Genomic DNA, 15,966 nt, shown 5'->3' on the forward strand with positions numbered 1-15,966 from the left:
TACAATTGGTTGAAACACTAGGGGTGATTGCAACCGCGTGTAAAGAACTAACCAAGCGCGGTCCGGCGGTCCTACCAGTGCGCAGTGTTCCGGAAACTTGCGTGTCGCGGAACCTGACAAAGCTCCGACAGTCGCCAGACCCAAGCCGGCGGGTTTTCTTCCGGCCTTTCGACAATCGCTTGACCTTCGATACGCCAGAGTGATCACCGCGCAATCTGAAGGCAGCCGGTGGCGTCTGCGCGCCGACCGCCGTTGCGCTGGCTTGCTGCCGCGAGATCGAGGCATGAGAAGCAGCCGCCGGCGCCATCTTCGATCAAGCCGTTGATGCCTGGGGATCAAGCGATCACTCTCGGGTGGTCTGTTCCCGATTGACCAGCGCCTTCAGGCCCCAGATTGCCACGCCCGCAAGAACACCCCAGAACGCGCCGCTGATCCCCAGCAGGGACATCCCGCTTCCGGCGATCAGGAAGGTCAGGGCAGGGGCCTCCAGCTGGTCCGCGCGGGCAAACGCGGCGGTTGTCGCGGCGACAAAGGCCGGGATCAGCGCCAGCCCGGCAACGGCCGTGATGACCTCTGTCGGGGCCAGGCTGGCCAGCGCGGTGATCGCTGTCGCGGCAAAGGCAAGGGCGACATAGCAGACGCCCGAGACGATGGCGGACCAGTACCGACCCGCCGGGTCGTGTCCGGCGTCCTCTCCGGCCATCATCGAGGCGGTGATCGCGGACATGTTGACCGGGATCGCGCCGAAGGGGGCGATGAGCAGGCTGACGATGCCGGTGCTCCGCAGCAGGAAGGGGCGATTGACGCCATAGCCGTTCAGCTCGAGCACCGCGAACCCCGGAATGTTCTGCCCGGCCATCGTGATCAGATAGAGCGGCAAGGCCACCGAGATCGCCGATTGCAGAGAGAAGCTGGGCGGAACGATATCGAGGACGGGACCCCAGCTGACAGGCGCTGCGTCGGGACGCGCCGATGGGTCGACCGACAGCAAGAGTACCAGAACGAAGACGACCACAGCCAGGGGCATCGCGGCCATGCGGTTCCAGGCCAGGCCCGCGACCCAGGCCACGACGATCGGCAGGACCAGAAGAGGCATGTTCCCGATCGCAAGCGCGGGGGCAAGGCAGAGCTTCAGGAGAACCCCGGCCAGCAGCGCGCTCGCGATCGGCTTGGGGATCGCGGCGACAGCGCGGCCCAGGCTGGGAACGATACCTGTCAGCACGATCAGCGCGGCGCAGATGATCAGGGCGCCCACCGCCTCGCCGAAGCCTCCGGCGAGCATGGTCGTGGCGGCCAGGAATGCGGCCCCGGGCGTCGACCATGCCACGGCGGCGGGGGTGCGGGTGACAATCGGCAACCAGATGCTGCAGATCCCCATGCCGATGGTGGCAAAGAACAGGCCCGTGGCCGCCTGGGTGTCCGAGGCGCCCATCGCCGTCAGCCCGGCCAGAACGATCGCAAAAGAGGCCGCGTAGCCGACGAAGGCAGCCAACACGCCCATGTTGAGTGCCGAAAACGAAAAGTCCTTGATCATGAAACGGTCCACTGCTGCCTGACTCGGTCCCTTACTTGACGGAGGACGAAGCGATCCGCCAGATCAGTCCTATCCGGATGCATGTCGTTTCCGCGCCGAACTGCCTTCGTGCCAATGGAAATGGCCCTTATTGGTGCGGGCGACTCACTCCATGTTGGTGCGTGTCTTTCAGGGCCGGATGGTCGGGTCCTCGATTCCGCAGCGTCTCTCCGCCGAGGTGCCGGTCCCTTGGCCTTCGATCCGGCGGGCCTTTGTTGGAGGCGGTTTGTCTCAGCGGCGAGGCCCTTCCCTGCGCTACTCCGGCACGCGTTTCCCGGCAGGGACTGCATTGCACTGGAAGATCTGGTCGCTGCGAAATTGGGCTTGCGATTGTGATGTTATAACGTATTAAAAGCCGCAATCAGCGAGGCGGGAAGCTGACGCCTTTGCCCTTCGCCAGTTCCGGGTCTTGCGGTGTCGATATCCCGGGACCTCAGTCAATCAACAGGAGACGTCAATGTTCCGAACTCTCTCCCTTGCCTTGTTCATGTCCGGCGCCGTCTTGCCCGCCCTTGCGACCGAAGGGGTGCTCGACGTGGTCGCACCCTTTGAGCTGAAAGGGCCGGATCCGGTGCAATCGGGCAATATCCTCATCAAGATGGACGTGACCGAAACACTGGTGGATGCCGATGCCACCGGGGCGCTGTTGCCCGGTTTGGCGACGTCCTGGACCGTGGCCGAGGATGGGCTGTCCTGGCGCTTTGTCCTGCGGGACGGGGTGTCCTTTCATGACGGCAGCAAGATGGATGCAGCGGCGGTCGCGCAGTCGCTGGAACGGTCGCGTGGCAATGGCGGCTTGCTTGCCAAGGCGCCGATCCACGAGATCGCGCCGCTCGACGACATGACCGTCCAGATCACGCTGAGCGAACCTTTTGCAATGCTGCCGTCCATGCTGGCCGAGTATCGTTCGGCCATCATCGCGCCCGCCGCGATCGCCGAGGATGGCAGCGTGACCGGCGCCATCGGCACCGGGCCTTATCGCGTGACGGACTATGCTCCGCCGAACAAGATGACGGTGGCGGCTTTTGCCGATTATTGGGGGCAGGCGCCGGTGATCGCCGATGCGGTCTACCACGGGATCAGCCGGTCCGAGACCCGCGCCCTGATGGCCGAAAGCGGGGATGCCGACATCACGCTGACACTTGATCCGGCCTCTGTCACCCGCCTGAACCGTGCCGCCGGCCTGTCCGTGATCTCTGTTCCGATCCCGCGGGTTCTGATGCTGAAGGTCAATGGCGCTGTCTTTGACGTGGAAACACGCAAAGGTCTGAGCCTGGCGATCGACCGGGCCGGCATTGCCCGCGCGGTGCTGCGGTTCCCCGAAGGGGCCACGCAGATGTTTCCGCCGGGCATGGCCGATTGGCATGATCCTGAACTGCCCCCGCTGGCCTATGATCCCGAGGCCGCAAGGACGGTCCTGGCCGAGGCCGGTTGGACCCCGGATGCCGACGGCATCCTGCAAAGGGACGGCAAACGAATGGAAATCGAGATCCTGACCTATCCCGACCGTCCCGAACTGCCGCTTGTCGCCGCCGTCCTGGAACAGCAGTTCGCCGCGATCGGCGCCCGGCCTGTGATCAACTCCACCAACTTCTCGGAAATCCCGGCGAAACATGGGGATGGTTCCCTGTCGACGGCCCTATTCGCGCGCAACTTTGCCTTGGTGCCCGATCCGGTCGGAACGCTGTTGCAGGACTATGCGCCGGGCGGCGACTGGGGTGCGATGGGCTGGTCGAACGAGGCATTTACCGCAGGGGTCAAGGCGCTTGCCGCCGGATCGGCAGACGAAGGGACACGCGACCGGCTGGTCGCGACGCTGCATGCCGAACTGCCGGTCTTGCCGATTGCCTGGTACCAGTTGACCATGACCGTCTCGGACAAGGTGACCGGCGTGGTGGTCGATCCGTTCGAACGCACCCTTGGCCTGTCGCAAGTCGGTTGGTCGCAATGATCGCGACACTTGCAAGGCCTTTGGGCTGGCGTCTGGCCCAGGCGGGGCTGGTGGCCATCCTTGTCGGTGTCCTGAGTTTCCTGATGATGCGCGCCTTGCCCGGAGACATGATCTTTCGCATCGCCGCGGCCCGGTTCGGCTATGACAATGTCACCGCTGAAAACGCCGAACTGGTGCGGGCGCAGATCGGCGATCCTTCGGGCCTGTCGGCCTTCTTCGATTGGATCGCGGGCCTGTTCCGCGGCGATCTGGGCCGGTCGCTTGTGACCGGAGAGGCCGTCAGTGCCGAGATCGCGCATCAGTTCGGGGCCACGGCACAGCTTGCGGGGATCGCGATTGTCCTGTCGCTGGTGATCGGCCCGCCCCTGGGCCTGCTCGCCGGCCTGCGCCCCGGCAGCGTCCTGGACCGGGCCACGGTATTGATGGCCTCGGTCTTCAAGGCGACGCCGCAATTCCTGCTGGGTCTGGTGCTGATCGTCGCGGTTTCCATCGGCATGGGTCTCTTGCCCGCCGCCGGACACGGAGAGTTGCGCCACATGATCCTGCCCGGACTGACGCTTGCGCTGGGACTGGCGGCCAATACCACGCGGATCACCCGCGAGGCGGTGGTTCAGGCGCGCGGCTCTGACTGGTGGCGGTTTGCCCGCTGGAAAGGCCTGACCGAGGCCCAGGTGGTCCGACGCCACGGCCTGCGCCATGTCGCGGTTCCGGTGCTGACGCTGATCGCCGCGCAATTCGTCGCCCTGATGGAAGGCGTTGTCGTGGTCGAGACGATCTTTGGCTGGCCGGGGATCGGACACGCGCTTGTGCACGCGGTGTTTCACCGCGACGTGCCGATGGTGCAGGGCACTGCGTTGGTCATGGGGCTGGCATTTGTCCTGGTCAATGCATTGGCCGATGTCGCCGCACGGCTGCTGGACCCAAGGGAGGCGACGCGATGACGGGGCGCCTTGCGGGGACGGTCATTTTTGCTGCCGTTCTGAGCTTTGCCTTTGGTCTGCCCCTGATCAGCGGTGCGGATCCGGTCAGCCAGAGCCTGATGAAATCGCTACAGCCACCTTCGGCGGACGGATGGCTGGGCTACGACCACCTGGGGCGGTCCATGTCGGCGCGGATGGCTGCGGCGCTGCGGCTGTCCTTGTCGATTGCCCTGGTGACGTTGGTCACGACGGCGCTGATCGGTGTTGCCCTTGGCGCTCTGGCAAGCTGGCGCGGAGGCTGGATCGACAGGGCGCTGGTGCTCTTCGCGGATTCCGTGGTGGCCTTGCCGGCGCTTCTGATTGTGCTGATCGCGGGGCTGATCCTGCCGAACCAGCCGCTGGCGTTCTGGGCAGGTCTGTCGGCAACGCTATGGGTCGAGATCTTTCGCCTGACCCGTGCCACGATCCGGTCGCAGATCGCCTCGCCGGCGGTCGAGGCGGCGCAATTGTTGGGCTTTGGTCCCCTCTACATTTTCCGCACGCACCTCTGGCCCGAACTGGCCCCGGTCCTGCGCGCGACCTTTGCGCTGACCTTTGCCGCCGTCGTCATGGGCATTGCCGCGCTTGGCTTCGTCTCTGTCGGCGTCCGTGCGCCGACCCCTGAACTGGGGTTGATGATGGTCGAACTGCTGCCCTACTGGCGCGAGGCGCCCTGGGCGTTGCTGCAGCCTGTGATTGCGACCCTGGCCACCTTGCTGGCCCTGACCCTGATAGCCGGAGGAGCAAAAGCATGACAGTGCTGCATGCAGAGGCCCTGACCGTCACCTCGGGGCAGGGGACAATGGTTGCGCCGATCTCGCTGGCGATCGAACCGGGGCAATGCGTGACCCTGATCGGGGAAACAGGATCGGGCAAAAGCCTGTTTGCGCAGGCAATCCTGGGCACCTTGCCCAAAGACTTGAGCGCCTCGGGAGGGCTGCGCATTGCCGGGCAGGACGTGGCCCTCGACGATCCGCAGGCGCTGGCCGGTCTCTGGGGCAAGGTGATTTCCGTCCTGCCACAGGAACCCTGGCGCGCGCTCGATCCCCTGATGCGGGCGCGGCAGCAGGTGGCAGAGGTCCATGCCCTTGTCACCGGACAGGAGAACCCGGAGGCTGCGGCGCAGGCGGATCTGGCGGCGCTGGATCTCGGCGAGGCGGCAGACTGCTACCCCTTTGAACTGTCGGGCGGCATGGCGCAGCGCCTGGCCATTGCCGCCGCGCGGGCCGGTGGCGCAAGGATCGTCGTGGCCGATGAACCGACCAAGGGTCTCGACATCGCCCGCCGGGACGAGGTTGCCCGGCGGTTGAAAAGCGTGACGCGGGATGGCGGGGCGCTGCTGACGATCACCCATGACCTTGACCTGGCCGAGGCGCTTGGCGGCGAGATCCTGGTGTTGCGCAACGGGCGCCTCGTGGAACGCGGCCCGGCCGCACAGGTGCTGCGGTGCCCCTCGGAGTCCTACACCGCCGAACTTGTCGCGGCCCAGCCGCGCAACTGGCCGGACAAACCCGCGGCACAGGCCGGTGCGCCGGTTCTGACGGCACGGGGGCTGTCGGTGGCGCGCGGCGGACGCCGATTGATCGACGGGCTGGACCTGTCGCTGCGTGCCGGCGAAGTCGTCGGTCTCTGTGGCCCGTCCGGCGTCGGGAAATCGTCGCTTGGGGACACGTTGCTTGGCATCACGGCGCCTGCGGCGGGCACTGTCCTGCGCGGAGCCGGCCTGGCGCGCGAGAGGTTTCAGAAGCTGTGGCAGGATCCTCCGGCGGCCTTTGCGCCCAAGCTCTCGCTTGGCAGGGCGCTGAAAGATCTCATTTCCTTGCACCGGATCCCTGGCGACCGGCTGACCCCCTTGCTGGAACAGCTGCGGCTTGAACCGGCCCTGCTGGATCGCCGCCCCGATGCGGTCTCGGGCGGTGAGCTGCAACGCCTGTCCATCGTTCGCGCGCTGTTGCTGGATCCGGTGTTGCTCTTCGCAGACGAGCCGACCTCTCGCCTCGATCCTCTGACGCAACAGCAGGTCATGCGCCTCTTGACCGATCTTGCAAGGACCAAGGGGATTGCGGTGCTGCTGGTCAGTCACGACCCTGGGCTGATCGCCAAGGCAACCGACCGTCAGATCGCCTTGTCGCTGGAAACCGCGCCGGACGAAGTGGCCAGCGCAACTGGCATTGGGGCGGGCCGCCGCGCGCGATCCTAGGCCGGGGAGGGAGAGGACGGGTCATGCCGGCCCCTCTCTCTTCTCTGTTCCAAAGTAATTATCCCGGCGGTGTTGACCGCGCCGGGGCTTGTTCTCAGTTCAACTTTGGCCTGTTCAAAGCCGCGCAACCTGCACCAGGGCGGTATGGGCGCTGCATCCCTGGCCAAGCCGAGAGGTGCCCTTGTCCAAGGTCAGGACATTGGGGTTGCCATCGGGGTCGATGTTGCCGCCCGGGTCGCCGAACCATGCCCCTGTCGGCAGGGCCACGACGCCCGGATTGATGTCGCGCGATACCGACGCCCGGGCGCGGCAGGCGCCCCGCGCGTTGTAGACCCGCAGCAGGTCGCCGGTGCTGATTTCGCGAGTCGCTGCGTCGTCGGGATGGATGACGAGGGTCTCGGGCCGTGCTTCTTCGACATCGGCAAGCGCGGACTCAAGCTGGCTGTGAAGCTTGTCGCCCGGCTGGGGAGAAACCAGGTGCAGGGGCGTCGCCGCGGTGGCGCTGCCCAGCCATTCCGACGGCGGCAACCAGACCGGATGTCCGGGGCAATCGTCGTAGCCGAAGCTGTCTATGGCGTCCGAGAATATCTCGATCCGCCCGGACGGAGTGCCCAGACGGAACGCCTCGGGGTCCTCGCGGAAAGGCGCAAAGAACGTGCGGTTCGGTCCTTCGGCTTTGATTGGCAGCTTTATCCAGTTGCGCTCTCGCAGGGTATCCAGCTCGGGCACGTCGATACCGACATGCGCCGCCGCTTCCCGGTATCCCGCGTAGAGCTTTTCGATCCATTCTTCGGCACTGCGACCTTCGGTGAACTGGTCACCCACGCCACAGCGTTCCGCGAGGCCGCTGAAGATGTCGTAGTCGTCGCGGGCCTGACCCACGGGCGGGATCAGCCGGGGCATATGAAACAGGTAGTCGTCCAAGTTGGTGCGACCGATATCCTCGCGTTCGTAGGGGGTCGTGGCGGGAAAGACGATGTCGGCGCGCTTGGCGGTCGCCGTCCACCACGGATCGTTGACGATGATCGTCTCGGGCCGCTGCCATGCCTCGTGCAAGGCGTTGAGATCCTGGTGATGATGGTAGGGATTGCCCCCGGCCCAGTAGATCAGCCGGACATCGGGGTATGTCCTGCGTTGGCCGTCGAACTCGTAGGGGCGCCCGGGATTGCGGAGCATGTCGCCGATACGCGCCACCGGGATCGTTTCCTCGACCGGGTTCGACAGTTGCGGGAAGGTCATGCCGCGCAGCCCAACGAGCGATTTGCCCACGCCGCCGATTGCTCCGTAGCCATAGCCGACGCCACCGCCCGGCAGGCCGATCTGGCCAAGCATCGCCGCAAGGACAACCGACATCCAGTAGGGCTGCTCGCCATGTTCGGCGCGCTGCAGCGACCAGGCCACGGTGATCAGCGTCCGGGTCGAGGCCATGCGGCGCGCGAGCGCGCGGATCGTGTCGGCGCCCACGCCACACAGGGGCGACGCCCAGTCAGGCGTCTTGGGCACGCTGTCAGTTTCGCCCAACAGGTAGGGCCGGAACCTGTTGTAGCCAACCGTGTGGCTTGCCAGGAAGCCGCGATCGACCAGGCCGTCTGCTTCGAGCACATAGGCCAGCGCCAGCATCAGTGCGGTATCCGACCCGGGCCGGACGGGCATCCATTCACAGCCATCCGGCGCGTCCGTGCGTTGCGGGCCAATGTTGATGCATCGCGTGCCCTTGGCCGCAATACGATCGAACCAGCCGGCAGTCTCGTGCTCGGTGATGCCGCCCATGCTGACCTGAGAATTCTTCGGGTTGATGCCGCCGAACATCACCAGGGTCTCGGTGTTGTCGTGGATCGTCTGCCATCCGTCCTGGTGCTCGTAAAGCAACTGAAGGAAGTTCACGCCCAGCACATGCGGCATGATGGATTGTGCACATCCGGTCGAGTAACTGCCAAAGGAGGCGACATACCCTCCGATGCAATTCAGGAACCTGTGCACCTGGCTTTGGGCATGGTGAAAGCGACCGGCCGATCCCCACCCGTAGGAGCCACCGAAAATTGCCTCGTTGCCGTGGTGGTGGCGCACGCGGTCGATCTCTGCTGCCGCGATGTCCAGCGCTTCGTCCCAGGGCAGTTCGACAAACTCCTGTTCGCCCCGTCCGCCACGTTCCCGCGCCGCCAACCATCCACGCCGGATCGAGGGGCGCGCGACGCGGGTCTTGTGATGGACAGCCGACGGGAGAATGTCGGGGATGCGCGAGGGGTGCGGATCCTTGGCAAACCCTCTGGTCGCGACGATCCGGTCGCCCTCCACGTCCACCTCGAACGCGCCCCAATGGCTGGAGGTCACCTTTGTCGATGAGGGGGATTTATCGGCCATGTGCCTTCTCCATACGGGTGCAAGCTCTCTGCCCGCGCTGCCTGTAGACATGACGCGGGTGAGGATTCCCGGCATCTTGCCACATCCGCGGGGACGTCTGCACCCGGTCTCGTGACGCTCTTGTCGCAGTCACCTTTTTCAGCTTCCGGTACCGCTCATTGCGTTGGGCAATTCGCGGCGAAGAAAGGCGGCGAGTGCGTCCACCTGTGGCGGGTTGCCCCGCCGTTCGTGCATCAGCAGGCTGATCTCCGGCAACCCGGCGGTCCAGTCCGGAAGAAGGCGGCTCAACCGTCCTGCCGAAACATCCTCGGCGCAGACATAGGCCGGCAGGGCCACCACGCCGAGCCCCGCCGCGGCCGCCTGCTTCAACGAGACCATGTCATCGCTGCGCATCCGCGCGGCGTATGGAATCGAGGCGGTGCTGCCGCCCGGTCCTTGCAGCGACCATGAGTTGCCACCGGGGCGCCACCCCAGCGCAAGACCCGGCTGACCCTGCAAGTCTGTCGGCGCTGCTCCGGTTCCGATCTCGTGAGCAAGATCCGGGGCGCCGAACAGGTGCCAGGGGACATCCGTGATACGTCGCTGGATCAGGCCGGAGTCCGGCAGCAGCGTGACATGGCCGCGAATGGCGAGGTCGATGCCATCGCCGATCATGTCGGCATAGTCGTTCGAGGCCTGGAGCCGCAGAACGACGCGCGGATTCTCGGCCAGGAAACGCGGCAGGATGTGACTGAGCGCGAACTGCGCGACACCGACCGAACAGGACAGGGTGACGGTGCCTTCGAGGGCGTCCTTGCCCTTGCGCACCGCCGCTTCGGCGGCTGCCATGCAGTCCAGCGCCATCCTGGCATGCCGGTAATAAGCCTCTCCCGCTTCCGTGAGGGACATGTGCCGTGAATCCCGGTTCAACAGGCGCGTGCCAAGAGCCTCTTCGAGGGTCTTAACCTGTCGGCTGATCCGTGACTTGGGAATGCCGAGCGTCCGTGCCGCGGCTGAGAAGCCCTGTTTCTCGACGACATGCACAAGGTAGTAGGCTTGGTTGAGATCCATTGCCCGACCTTCTCCGCAGTTATTCTCGTTCCAAATACAGAACGAAGGGTTCCGAAATCAACGGATTTTCGGGTTCGTGTCCCGTTTGTAGGTTCATGTTCAGCAAAGGAGGCAAACATGACCTTGCAACACAAAGTTCACGACAAGGACCCCGGCACCGCGATCACCGCGGTTCAGCATGGGGAGAAGATGACCCGGGGCACGGGGTTCGAGGCACTCAGCTTCATTCACCGCCAGCTCGACGGGCTGATGGATCCGATGATCATGGTCGATCATTTCACCATGACCCAGCCAACATTTGCGGCGCATGCCCATGCCGGGCTGTCCGCGGTCAGCGTGCTGTTCGAGGACAGCACCGGCAGCTTTCGCAACCGGGACTCGCTGGGCAACGACATCGACCTGGCGCCGGGCGATCTCTACTGGCTGAAGGCGGCCAGAGGTGCGGTGCATGACGAGGCGCCGACGCCGGGATCGCGGACACATGCGTTGCAGATCTTCGTCAACCTGCCGGCCGCGCAAAAGCTGCAGGCGCCTGACGCGCGCCATGTGCCCGCGACCCAGATGCCGCTGATCGAAGGACCGGACCACCGGGTGCGGGTGATGACCGGCCAGAGCAACGGCGTCACTGGGGCCATCCCGCCCGCCTTGCCCCTGACCATCCTCGATATCGTCTTGCCGGCGGGCGGTAATTTCACCCATCGCGCCGATCCCGGAGAGGCCACTTGGCTGCATCTCATCCGCGGCGAGGTCGAGGTCGAGCTTGACGGCACCCGTCATCGGTTGAGCGGCGATACGGCGCTGGCCAGCCATGGTGCCGAGGAGATCCTCCTGCTGAGCGACAAAGGCGGCCAGGCCGTGTTGCTTGGAGGGACACCCTTGCGCGAACCCTTCGTTCAAAAGGGGCCTTTCGCGATGCGCGATGCCGAGCAGCTGGACGCGGTGATCGCCGCCCACGCGGCCGGAAAGCTTGGCTCCATCGACTGAACCGCAGCGTCCTGCGGAACAGAACTCCCATCCACCACCCCTAAGAAAAGGAAATTCCAATGACCTATTCCAACCCCGAACCGATGACGCAGCACAACACCGCGCTCGTTCTTGTTGACCACCTGGTAGGACTGATGACTGGCGTCCGCGACTATTCGGTCGCCGAGCTCAAGCACAATGTCGTCGGGCTGACCCTTGCCAAGGTCCCTGACCAATACCGGCAAGTCCGGGGAGGCGGTGTTTGCCCTGTGCTGGAAACGCAGGGCGGATGCCGCCTCGACCGAGCCAAACATTGGAACCTTTGAATACAGACGGGAGACCACCCATGAAAATCATCGCATTCGGTGCCAGCAACTCCAAAGAGTCCATCAACAAGGCGCTGGCGCATTTCACCGCAACACTTGTCCCGGGGGCCGAGGTCGAAGTCCTGGATCTGAGAGAGTACGAGCTGCCGATCTTCAGCGCAGATCTGGAGAAAGAGATCGGCCATCCCCCGGCCGCCAAGGCGTTCTTCGACAAGATCGGGTCCGCTGACGGCGTGATTGTTTCCTTTGCCGAACACAATGGATCCTATTCCGCCGCCTACAAGAACCTCTTCGACTGGGCCAGTCGGATCGATCAGAAAGTATTTCAGGACAAGCCCACCGTCTTCCTTTCGACCTCTCCGGGGCCCGGTGGCGCGGCCAGCGTGCTGGCCTCGGCCAAGGGCTCTGCCCGGTTCTTTGGTGTGGACCTGAAGGCGGCCGTTTCCGTGCCCAGTTTCCATGAGTTGTTTGATACCGCGACAGGGCGCGTCACTGAGCGGAACGCTTTGAACGAGCTGACCGCCGCGGCAAAGGCCCTCGCTGTGCTGGAGGTTGCCTGACATGCGAAATCCTGAGCGCCTTCAACGGATCGTCGGATCGCTGGTCATGTCGTTGTTCATGTCCGCGGCGCTATCGGGGGTCTTCAGCTGGCTGGAGTTCGGCCTCTCCTGGAAATGGCTGCAAGTCTGGGGATCGAGCATCCTGATTGCCCTGCCAATCGCCTTTTCGCTGGACATGCTGTTTGGAGGCGGACTGCGCGTCCTGGCGAGCACACTGGCAGACAAGGCCGCGGGTACATGGCCATGACAATGAAGGTCGGAGGGGGCGGGGATCCCTTCCGACCTTGTGTTCCGGCCCCATTCGGGCTGCGAACACTTGATTGGCCCTGTGGTCAAAGTTCAGGTGGGGTACAGAACCACAGACAGCAGGGTTGCGTCTCCGGTGAGGAGCGTTTTCGCCGCAATGTCCCTGGCCAGGGTCTTGGCATTGATCGAGAACCTTGGTGATGTGGCGATTGCACATCTTCCTGCGACACAGAAAATCGCACTGGGCGCATTCTCTGACCTCACGCTGCCATTCAGCCGAATGACCGAGACCTGTCCCCCAAGACGCGCAGGGTCAAAGAACAGGTTCAGGTAACGGACCGGGCCGTTCACCAGGCGCCCGTCGATTGGCCGGTTTCCGTCGATGCGGGTCGGGACGAGGGGGGCAATCTCGTGCCAATCATCCGTGCCAGCTTTCGCGATCCTCGTGCCCTGGCCTTCGATTACTGTGCTGATGCGTGTCAGACCGGGAAAGACCGAATAAGGTCCATCCCGATCGACGATGGCTGTACTCAGTCGCCAGAGCAGAGTGCCATCGCGCATCTCCGCGCAAATCTCGGAGGTGGTGCCGCCTCCGTTGCGCCATGCCATGTCCGTCCAATCCTCGGGACCGATGAACCGACATGCGTGGTTCATGTGACAGGTCCGAAACTCTCGTCGTAGAAACGGAGCCAGTTTCCGCCTATGATACCGGATACGTCTTCTTCCGAGAAACCGACGCGGCGCAGGCCCGATTCAAGGTTGGAAAAGTCCCGGTTGTCCCGGAACCAGTCCGGTTGCGGCGGGAAGCCGGCGGCAGAGGCCGATCCTTCGCCATAGTCCATTTCGCGGGTCCAGCGACCCACGCGCATCCATTCCACCACGCTGTCCGGTTGATCCTGGCAGAGGTCACTGCCGATTCCGATGCGGTCAGGGCCCATCAGGTCTGCTGTGCGCGCCACCATTTCGCAGAAGTCGTCCAGCTTGCAGTCGCTGCCGTCCTTCAGGTGATGGGGATAGAGCGAAAAGCCCAGCATGCCGCCGCTTTGCGCCAACGCGCGCAGCACATCGTCGGACTTATTGCGCTTGGCGGGGTGCCAGGCCGAGGGGTTGGCATGGGTGATCGCAATGGGCCGGTCCGAGATCTCGATTGCCTCCAGTGTCGAGCGGTCGGCGGAATGCGACATGTCCACCACCAGCCCGGTCCTGTTCATTTCCTTGATGACCTGCCGCCCCATCCGCGTGATGCCGGGGTCGTCGGCTTCGTAGCAACCCGTCGCAAGCAGTGACTGGTTGTTGTAGCTGAGCTGCATGAACCGCACGCCCAGGTCATGGAGGACCTCGACAAGTCCGATGTCGGCCTCGATGGGGGCAGGGGTCTGAAGGCCAAGGAAGATCGCGGTGCGTCCGGTTTCCCGGGCCCGTCGTACATCATCCCCGGTCCGTCCCTTGAAAATCATGTCCTTGTGCCGCTGAAAACGCAGGTTCCAGTCCGCGACATTCGCGGCCGTGGCGCGGAAATCCTCGTGGTAGGCAATGGTGACATGCACTGCGTCCAGACCGCCTTTTCGCATCTGGTCGAAGATTTTCGGAGACCAATTGGCGTATTGGAGGCAGTCGATCCGGTAAGTCTGGGGCATGGAACTCTCTAGTCTGCAAAGGTCATGCAACTATGGCGCGCCAGGGTGACTTCAGTCACACTCAAATATTTGAACCCAACTTAAGAATCGTTGAATCACTATGGCCATCAAGATCGAAATGCTCCGCTGTTTTGTCGCCGTCGCGGAGCATGGCAACCTGAATGACGCGGCGAACCGGTTGGGGCGCACGCCCTCGGCGGTGTCCATGTCGCTCAAGCAACTGACGGATCATCTGGGAGCGCCGCTGTTCGAAAGCGACCGCAAGAACCGCCTCACGACGCTGGGACAATTGGTCCTGACAGAGGCGCGCGCCGGGACAGCGCAATTCGACCGATGCATCGAGTCCATCGTGCAGATGACGCAGGCCCGCAGTGGAATTGTCAGGGTTGGAGCGGTTCCTTCGGTGACGACGGCGATCCTGCCGGACGTGGTGCAAAGTTTCGTGCACGATCGGCCGGACGTGGTGATCCAGGTGCGCGACATGGATTCCGGCACCGTTCAGCGAGAGGTCGAACTTGGCCGCATCGACATCGGCATCGGATCCGGCCGGGGCCCGACCGGTGCGCTGAGACGCGTCGTCCTGTTTTCGGAACCGTTCGGCGTGATCTGCGCGGTCGATCATCCTCTGGCCGCCTCCACGGCGCCATTGTCCTGGGAGGATCTGGCCAGGGTCCCCGTCATCTCGAACGCTTCCGGGGACGTGATCGAAAATGCCGCCTTCCGGGCCATAGACGAGGCGGCAAACCTGCGAATCCGCAATACGGCTTCTGTTCTGGGCATGGTCCGGGCAGGTGTCGGCGTGACGGTTCTGCCACGTCTCGCGATCGAAGGGCTGGGTCCCGGTTTGGTCTTTGTCCCCTTGGCCGATCCGACAGCACGCCGACACGTCGAAATCATGACCCGTGCCCAGTCTGAAATGGTCCCGGTCGCCAGCGCCTTTGAAAAGGCGGTGATCGAAGGTATCGACCGCGCGAAGCGCGAAGAGAGGATCATTCCGAACTGACTTCAATGAATCTGAAGTTTGAGACATAAGTTTTTAATTGATTGAAACTGCGCCTCCGCGTCTCCTGTGGCCAATACCTACGGCCGCACGGACGATGCCGTGCTTGTGATGATGGAGACCAAAATGACCGACACACTCACCCGCCGCAGATTGCTTGCCACGGCTGCCGCCGCGCTGCCTGTTGCCGCGATGCCGCGACTGTCTGTTGCCCAGGCGCCGGACTTCCTGACCATCGGGGGCGGTCCTTCGGGCGGTGTGTTTGGCATCGTCGGCACAGGTGTGGCCGACATCCTGTCCCGGGTCTTCCCCTCGTCGATCATCGATGTGCAGCCCGGCGGCTCTGGCCCGAACCTCCTGCGGGTGCGGGATGGCAAGGCGGATCTTGGCATCACCTCGGCAAACAATGCCCTGGACGCCTGGGAAGGCCGCGATCCGGCCACTCCGGACCGTCCGGTGCAAAACGCACGCGGGCTGATGAACATCATGCAGAGTGCCATCCAGATCTGGGTGGATGCCGACAGCGACATCCGCTCGCTCGACGATCTGCGTGGCAAGCAGGTCAGCGCCGGCCAGCCGGGACAGACCTCGTGGCTGGCCTTCGAAAACCTGCTGGCTGCCGCCGGCATGACCACGGACGATATCGAGGCAGATGGTGGCAAGCTGCACCCGCTCAGCTGGAGCGAGTCGCACGAGGCGCTGCGCAATGGCCAGCTGGACGCGGTGATGTGGCTTTCGCTCTGGCCGCATCCGACGGTCATGCAGAACGAAACCGTGCGCAAGATGCGTGCGCTGTCCTTCGACTCGGCGGTTCTGGACAAGTTCATGGCGGACAGCGGCGCCGGGTTCGAGCGCGTAACCTTGCCCGCAGGACTGTTCGAAGGGCAGGATGTTCCGGCCGATACGGTGGGGACCAACACCATCCTCTTCGCGTCTGCGGACATGCCGGACGACACGGCCTATGCCATCGTCAAGCAGCTTTGGGAAAACCTCGACGACTTCAAGGCAGTGCATTCGCTGCTTGGCAATATCTCCGAGGAGACGGTGGGCCGCGGCATGATCATCCCGCTGCATCCCGGCGCCAAGGCCTATTTCGAAGAGATGGGTATCCCTTACTCTGAATCGTCGCTGGGAGCCTGA

The 15,966-nt window shown here is 64.0% G+C and carries 15 protein-coding genes; 10 read left to right on the forward strand and 5 right to left on the reverse strand.

Annotation, left to right across the window (positions count from 1 at the left end; translation table 11 throughout):
• Positions 1-343: 343 nt before the first annotated feature.
• Positions 344-1,534, reverse strand: coding sequence for a benzoate/H(+) symporter BenE family transporter (locus tag ACQY5B_RS10130; RefSeq protein ID WP_305968678.1), 1,191 nt, complete (start codon positions 1,532-1,534; stop codon positions 344-346).
• A 496-nt stretch (positions 1,535-2,030) separates the two neighbouring features.
• On the opposite strand from ACQY5B_RS10130, the gene ACQY5B_RS10135 reads away from it, so the two are divergent.
• Genes ACQY5B_RS10135 through ACQY5B_RS10150 form a run of 4 tightly spaced genes read left to right on the forward strand, consistent with a single transcriptional unit; the run spans position 2,031 to position 6,683 of the window.
• On the forward strand, positions 2,031-3,524 hold the full coding sequence (locus ACQY5B_RS10135; RefSeq protein ID WP_420325370.1) for an ABC transporter substrate-binding protein: 1,494 nt from the start codon (positions 2,031-2,033) through the stop codon (positions 3,522-3,524).
• A complete protein-coding gene (locus ACQY5B_RS10140) occupies positions 3,521-4,465 on the forward strand; it encodes an ABC transporter permease (RefSeq protein WP_420325369.1) in 945 nt (314 codons plus the stop codon). The genes ACQY5B_RS10135 and ACQY5B_RS10140 overlap by 4 nt, the downstream gene beginning before the upstream one ends.
• Positions 4,462-5,238: an ABC transporter permease gene (locus ACQY5B_RS10145; protein ID WP_420325368.1), complete on the forward strand. Its 777-nt coding sequence runs from the start codon at positions 4,462-4,464 to the stop codon at positions 5,236-5,238. Before ACQY5B_RS10140 ends, ACQY5B_RS10145 begins: the two co-directional genes overlap by 4 nt.
• A complete protein-coding gene (locus ACQY5B_RS10150) occupies positions 5,235-6,683 on the forward strand; it encodes an ABC transporter ATP-binding protein (protein ID WP_420325367.1) in 1,449 nt (482 codons plus the stop codon). Before ACQY5B_RS10145 ends, ACQY5B_RS10150 begins: the two co-directional genes overlap by 4 nt.
• 114 nt (positions 6,684-6,797) lie before the next feature.
• On the opposite strand, the gene ACQY5B_RS10155 is transcribed toward ACQY5B_RS10150, so the two are convergent.
• Positions 6,798-9,044, reverse strand: coding sequence for a molybdopterin-dependent oxidoreductase (locus tag ACQY5B_RS10155; protein ID WP_420325366.1), 2,247 nt, complete (start codon positions 9,042-9,044; stop codon positions 6,798-6,800).
• Between the two features lie 138 nt (positions 9,045-9,182).
• Positions 9,183-10,094, reverse strand: coding sequence for a LysR substrate-binding domain-containing protein (locus ACQY5B_RS10160; RefSeq protein ID WP_420325365.1), 912 nt, complete (start codon positions 10,092-10,094; stop codon positions 9,183-9,185).
• 117 nt (positions 10,095-10,211) lie between these two features.
• Between ACQY5B_RS10160 and ACQY5B_RS10165 the strand changes: the two genes are divergently transcribed.
• The 4 genes from ACQY5B_RS10165 to ACQY5B_RS10180 are packed head-to-tail and all read left to right on the forward strand — an operon-like array spanning position 10,212 to position 12,190.
• Positions 10,212-11,078 (forward strand): pirin family protein, encoded by an 867-nt coding sequence (locus ACQY5B_RS10165; protein WP_420325364.1) that lies wholly within the window; start codon positions 10,212-10,214, stop codon positions 11,076-11,078.
• A 59-nt stretch (positions 11,079-11,137) separates the two neighbouring features.
• Positions 11,138-11,383 (forward strand): hypothetical protein, encoded by a 246-nt coding sequence (locus ACQY5B_RS10170; RefSeq protein ID WP_420325363.1) that lies wholly within the window; start codon positions 11,138-11,140, stop codon positions 11,381-11,383.
• 20 nt (positions 11,384-11,403) lie between these two features.
• Entirely contained in the window at positions 11,404-11,943 is a 540-nt protein-coding gene (locus tag ACQY5B_RS10175) for an NADPH-dependent FMN reductase (RefSeq protein ID WP_420325362.1), read from the forward strand.
• A 1-nt stretch (position 11,944) separates the two neighbouring features.
• A complete protein-coding gene (locus tag ACQY5B_RS10180) occupies positions 11,945-12,190 on the forward strand; it encodes a DUF2798 domain-containing protein (RefSeq protein WP_420325361.1) in 246 nt (81 codons plus the stop codon).
• Positions 12,191-12,282: 92 nt separating this feature from the next.
• Here the strand turns inward: ACQY5B_RS10180 and ACQY5B_RS10185 are convergent, their stop codons facing one another.
• Both ACQY5B_RS10185 and ACQY5B_RS10190 read right to left on the reverse strand, forming a co-directional pair.
• Positions 12,283-12,843, reverse strand: a complete 561-nt coding sequence (locus ACQY5B_RS10185; protein ID WP_420325360.1) for a HutD/Ves family protein — start codon at positions 12,841-12,843, stop codon at positions 12,283-12,285.
• On the reverse strand, positions 12,840-13,826 hold the full coding sequence (locus tag ACQY5B_RS10190) for a membrane dipeptidase (RefSeq protein ID WP_420325359.1): 987 nt from the start codon (positions 13,824-13,826) through the stop codon (positions 12,840-12,842). The genes ACQY5B_RS10185 and ACQY5B_RS10190 overlap by 4 nt, the downstream gene beginning before the upstream one ends.
• Before the next feature lie 100 nt (positions 13,827-13,926).
• Here ACQY5B_RS10190 and ACQY5B_RS10195 point away from each other — a divergent pair, with 100 nt between their 5' ends.
• Positions 13,927-14,829 carry a LysR family transcriptional regulator gene (locus tag ACQY5B_RS10195; protein ID WP_305968691.1) on the forward strand — a complete coding sequence of 301 codons (903 nt, stop codon included), beginning with the start codon at positions 13,927-13,929 and terminating at the stop codon, positions 14,827-14,829.
• Positions 14,830-14,952: 123 nt separating this feature from the next.
• Complete coding sequence (locus ACQY5B_RS10200; protein WP_305968692.1) at positions 14,953-15,966, forward strand: TAXI family TRAP transporter solute-binding subunit; 1,014 nt, start codon at positions 14,953-14,955, stop codon at positions 15,964-15,966.

The sequence above is a fragment of the Antarctobacter sp. genome (assembly GCF_965277915.1).
Taxonomy (GTDB): domain Bacteria; phylum Pseudomonadota; class Alphaproteobacteria; order Rhodobacterales; family Rhodobacteraceae; genus Antarctobacter.

Excerpts from the sequence above, each read along its gene's own strand:
- ACQY5B_RS10130 (WP_305968678.1), bottom strand. The coding sequence starts at position 1,534 with ATGATCAAGGACTTTTCGTTTTCGGCACTCAACATGGGCGTGTTGGCT.
- ACQY5B_RS10135 (WP_420325370.1), top strand. The coding sequence starts at position 2,031 with ATGTTCCGAACTCTCTCCCTTGCCTTGTTCATGTCCGGCGCCGTCTTG.
- ACQY5B_RS10140 (WP_420325369.1), top strand. The coding sequence starts at position 3,521 with ATGATCGCGACACTTGCAAGGCCTTTGGGCTGGCGTCTGGCCCAGGCG.
- ACQY5B_RS10145 (WP_420325368.1), top strand. The coding sequence starts at position 4,462 with ATGACGGGGCGCCTTGCGGGGACGGTCATTTTTGCTGCCGTTCTGAGC.
- ACQY5B_RS10150 (WP_420325367.1), top strand. The coding sequence starts at position 5,235 with ATGACAGTGCTGCATGCAGAGGCCCTGACCGTCACCTCGGGGCAGGGG.
- ACQY5B_RS10155 (WP_420325366.1), bottom strand. The coding sequence starts at position 9,044 with ATGGCCGATAAATCCCCCTCATCGACAAAGGTGACCTCCAGCCATTGG.
- ACQY5B_RS10160 (WP_420325365.1), bottom strand. The coding sequence starts at position 10,094 with ATGGATCTCAACCAAGCCTACTACCTTGTGCATGTCGTCGAGAAACAG.
- ACQY5B_RS10165 (WP_420325364.1), top strand. The coding sequence starts at position 10,212 with ATGACCTTGCAACACAAAGTTCACGACAAGGACCCCGGCACCGCGATC.
- ACQY5B_RS10170 (WP_420325363.1), top strand. The coding sequence starts at position 11,138 with ATGACCTATTCCAACCCCGAACCGATGACGCAGCACAACACCGCGCTC.
- ACQY5B_RS10175 (WP_420325362.1), top strand. The coding sequence starts at position 11,404 with ATGAAAATCATCGCATTCGGTGCCAGCAACTCCAAAGAGTCCATCAAC.
- ACQY5B_RS10180 (WP_420325361.1), top strand. The coding sequence starts at position 11,945 with ATGCGAAATCCTGAGCGCCTTCAACGGATCGTCGGATCGCTGGTCATG.
- ACQY5B_RS10185 (WP_420325360.1), bottom strand. The coding sequence starts at position 12,843 with ATGAACCACGCATGTCGGTTCATCGGTCCCGAGGATTGGACGGACATG.
- ACQY5B_RS10190 (WP_420325359.1), bottom strand. The coding sequence starts at position 13,826 with ATGCCCCAGACTTACCGGATCGACTGCCTCCAATACGCCAATTGGTCT.
- ACQY5B_RS10195 (WP_305968691.1), top strand. The coding sequence starts at position 13,927 with ATGGCCATCAAGATCGAAATGCTCCGCTGTTTTGTCGCCGTCGCGGAG.
- ACQY5B_RS10200 (WP_305968692.1), top strand. The coding sequence starts at position 14,953 with ATGACCGACACACTCACCCGCCGCAGATTGCTTGCCACGGCTGCCGCC.